Source organism: Actinoplanes sp. NPDC048791, assembly GCF_040650095.1.
In the GTDB taxonomy this organism is placed as follows: Bacteria; Actinomycetota; Actinomycetes; order Mycobacteriales; family Micromonosporaceae; genus Actinoplanes.
The window spans coordinates 1-3517 of sequence record NZ_JBEZGQ010000875.1; the positions used below are offsets into that span (position 1 = coordinate 1).

General features: G+C 70.5%; 3 protein-coding genes. 2 read left to right on the plus strand and 1 reads right to left on the minus strand.

Annotated features, from left to right (window positions below; all coding sequences use genetic code 11):
- Window positions 1–392: 392 nt before the first annotated feature.
- A complete protein-coding gene (locus AB0C29_RS38895) occupies window positions 393–1226 on the plus strand; it encodes a cellulose binding domain-containing protein (RefSeq protein WP_360831511.1) in 834 nt (277 codons plus the stop codon).
- Window positions 1227–1228: 2 nt separating this feature from the next.
- On the opposite strand, the gene AB0C29_RS38900 is transcribed toward AB0C29_RS38895, so the two are convergent.
- Complete coding sequence (locus AB0C29_RS38900; protein ID WP_360831514.1) at window positions 1229–1588, minus strand: hypothetical protein; 360 nt, start codon at window positions 1586–1588, stop codon at window positions 1229–1231.
- A gap of 280 nt (window positions 1589–1868) precedes the next feature.
- Between AB0C29_RS38900 and AB0C29_RS38905 the strand changes: the two genes are divergently transcribed.
- The coding region (locus AB0C29_RS38905) for a cellulose binding domain-containing protein (RefSeq protein ID WP_360831517.1) at window positions 1869–3517 on the plus strand (1649 nt) is incomplete at its 3' end.

Sequence of the window (3517 nt, forward strand, 5' to 3'; positions counted from 1 at the left end):
GCCGTGGGGGCCGGCGCTCGCCGGGGCCGGGGCCGGCTCGGCCGCGTCGCCGGTGTCGGAGCCACACGCCGCAGCGAGCAGCAGTGTGGCGAGTGCGGCGCCGGTCCCGATGGTGAATCGTCTGGCGTGCATGGGCTTCCTCCCCGTGGCCGAATGCGCGATCCGTCCAGCATGCCCGCAATAGGGAGCGGAGTCCTATCCGGGATGACCCGGAAATACGCCCTTCTTTCGATCTTGACTGCATCACATATAACGTCGTCGATATGAAACGCCTCGCCGTGCTGCTTGTCCTGACCACGGGTGCTGTCCTTGCGCCGGCGGCCGCTGCTTCGCCGGCTGGTGCTTCGGCAGGCGGCTTTTCGGTGGCCTCGCCCGTCGCCAGCTTCACGCGCTTGGGGCAGTGGCCTGCGGGCTACGTCGGCAGCATCACGATCCGCAACGACAGCGCGGCCGCCGTCGACGGCTGGCGGGTCGAGTTCGACCTTCCCGGCACCAGAGTGACCAGCTCCTACAGCGGGGTGTTCGCCCGCAGCGGGGAGCACTACACGGTCACCAACGAGACCTGGAACGCGCAGCTGCCGCCGGGATCGTCCACGACGTTCGGCTGGGTGGCGAGCGGCCAGGGCAACCCGGCGAACTGCACCCTCAACGGCGCCGACTGCGCGGGGGCCCCGGTGGACCACACCGCGCCCAGCCGTCCCGGACCATTGGCCTTCGACATCAGCTCCGGCCTCACGATCACCTGGGCGCCGTCGACCGACGATCAAGGACCGGTCAGATACGAGGTGTACGAGAGCGGCGAGCCACGGGCGACGGTCACCGGCACCCGCTACGTCTACTCGACCGGCGGAACGTTGCCGCCGCGGGTGTACGTCTTCTCCGTGCGTGCGGTGGACGCGGCCGGGAATGTGTCGCCGTGGTCGTTCAAGTCGCTCGGGCAGATCTGGCGCGGTGACGAGATCCCGGCGCCGCCCAGCGCTCCGCGGGTGGACACTCCGGGGGCCGGGCTGCTGCGCTTGTCCTGGACGGCTCCCCCGGCGCAGTCACCGTTCATCACGGCGCCGGTCGCGGGCTACGAGGTCCTGCTGGACGGGGTGCCGGTGGGACAGGTCGGCAGCACATCGATCACCATCCCGGCGCCGGCGCCGGGCTCGCACACTGTCGGGGTGCGCACGCTGAACGCTGTCGACAACTACTCGGCCGTGGTGGAGCTGAGCTACCCGTAGGGCTACGCGACGCCGGCCAGGTCCTCGGGGGCACGCATCCGCCAGGCGTCGGTCACCAGCTCGCTGAGGCGGTCGACGGTGACCTCCGGCAGGCGCAGCATCACCAGCGGCAGGCCGTCGTAGCCGGGTGTGGTGAAGAAGAGCTTCGGCTCGCCGAGCAGGAGGGCCTGCTTCTCGGCCTCGTCGCCCACGTAGAGAACCGCGACGTCGGTGCGGATCGTGCGCGGCTTGCCGGGCAGACGCTCGGGGTAGGACCAGACGAAGCCTTTGCCCGCCACCCGGAAGTCGAAGCCGTCGCTGTCGATCTCCACGGTCTGCGGGAGAGCCAGCGCCAGGCGACGGACATCCTCAGCATCAGCCATGGGCAGAGGTTACGCGTCGGCAGCGGCGTGGTGGGGTCCGGCCGCGGGCTTCGCCGCCCCGGCCGCACCGGTCGCCGCGAGCCGGCGACAGGCCGGAAGTTTCGGAAGTCCGGCGAGAAAGACGGCCGGACCCGCTCCTCCCCCGTCCCAGGTCGATTGACATTCTTCGATACGGCGCTCGACACTGGACGCATCCACCATGGGAGCGCTTCCACGATTACCTCACCGGAACTTTCGGTGATCGGCGCCCCCGCAATCCCCCCACGGAAGGAGGGCCCCTGTGACCACCAGCCCGGGCCGCTCTGACATCCGCTCGGCACTCGTCGCGTTGCTGACCGCGGCAGTGACCATCGCCGGAGTGGCGACTCTGGTCACCATGATCCCCTCCGCGGAGGCCGCCGTCCAGGCCGCCGCGGTGGAGGACGAAGGCGCCGGCTGCGCCGTGCCCGCCCTGCCGGACGCCGGCTCGCTGCCGACCATCGCCAAACTCCCCGACCCCTTCACCCGGCTCAACGGCACCCGCATCACCAGCACGTCGGACTGGCAGTGCCGGCGGGCGGAGATCAAGAAACTGGCCGAGAAATTCGTGTACGGCGAGAAGCCCGCGAAGCCCGCCACCGTCACGGGAACGGTGTCGAGCACCAACGTCACCGTGAACGTGAGCCACAACGGCAAGAGCTCCAGCTTCTCGGCCAAGGTCGAGCTGCCCAGCGGCTCCGGCCCGTTCCCCGCCGTTGTCGTGCTCGGCGGTTTCGGTGCCGACACGGCCGGCATCAAGGCGGCCGGTGCGGCTGTCATCAACTACGACCCGTACGCGGTGGGTAAGGAAGGCACCCCGCGCAACAACAAGCAAGGCGCGTTCTACAGCATTTACGGCGCGTCCAGCAGCACGGGTCTGCTGGTGGCGTGGGCGTGGGGGGTCAGCCGGATCATCGACGTCATCGAGCAGTCGAACGGCAGCATCCTGCGCGCGGACGCCACGGGCGTCACCGGCTGCTCCCGCTTCGGCAAGGGCGCCATCGTCACGGGCGCGTTCGACCAGCGCATCGCGCTCACCATGCCGATCGAGTCGGGCAGCGCCGGCGCCCCGATCTTCCGCGGAATCCCGGGCGAGGGCGCACAGAGCCTGAGCAGCGCGTACGGCGAGCAGCCCTGGCTGGGCGACGCGTTCGGCTCCTTCACCGGCAGCCCGGCCCGGCTGCCGGTGGACACCCACGAGCTCGTGGCGATGGTGGCTCCGCGCGGCTTGTTCATCATGGACAACCCGCACATCGCCAACCTGGGCCCGAAGTCGGCCAGCGTGGCGGCCCTGGGCGGCGCGGAGGTCTACCAGGCGCTGGGCGCGGGCGCGAACATCACGTACTGGTCGGACGTCCAGGACGGCACCCACTGCGCGAACCGGCCGGAGTGGCGTACCCCGCTGCAGCAGCACATCCAGAAGTTCCTCCTGAGAACCGGCACCGCCCCGGGCGCGATCCGGATCTCCAGCCGCGCGGCCGGCAACCTGGCCGAGTGGCGTGACTGGCCGACGCCGACCCTCACCTCCACGCCGCCGTCGTCGAGCACCCCGTCGCCCAGCGCCCCGTCGTCGAGCACCCCGTCCCCGAGCCCGCCGTCCTCCGGCTCGCCGTCACCCAGCGCCCCGGTTCCGGGTGCCGGCTGCACCGCGACGGTGTCGGTCAACGCATGGAACGGCGGCTTCGTGGCCACGGTCAAGGTGACCGCGGGGGCCGCCGGAACCAACGGCTGGACCGTCGGAATGACGGTGCCGGCCGGCGCCACGGTGACCAGCAGCTGGAACGCGAACCGGACCGGGACCAGTGGCACGGTCCAGTTCTCCAACGTGGCCTACAACGGCAAGATCGGTGCCGGTCAGGCTACGGAATTCGGCTTCCAGGCCACCGGTACGGCGGGCACGATGACGCCAAC

Excerpts from the sequence above, each read along its gene's own strand:
- AB0C29_RS38900 (WP_360831514.1), bottom strand. The coding sequence starts at position 1,588 with ATGGCTGATGCTGAGGATGTCCGTCGCCTGGCGCTGGCTCTCCCGCAG.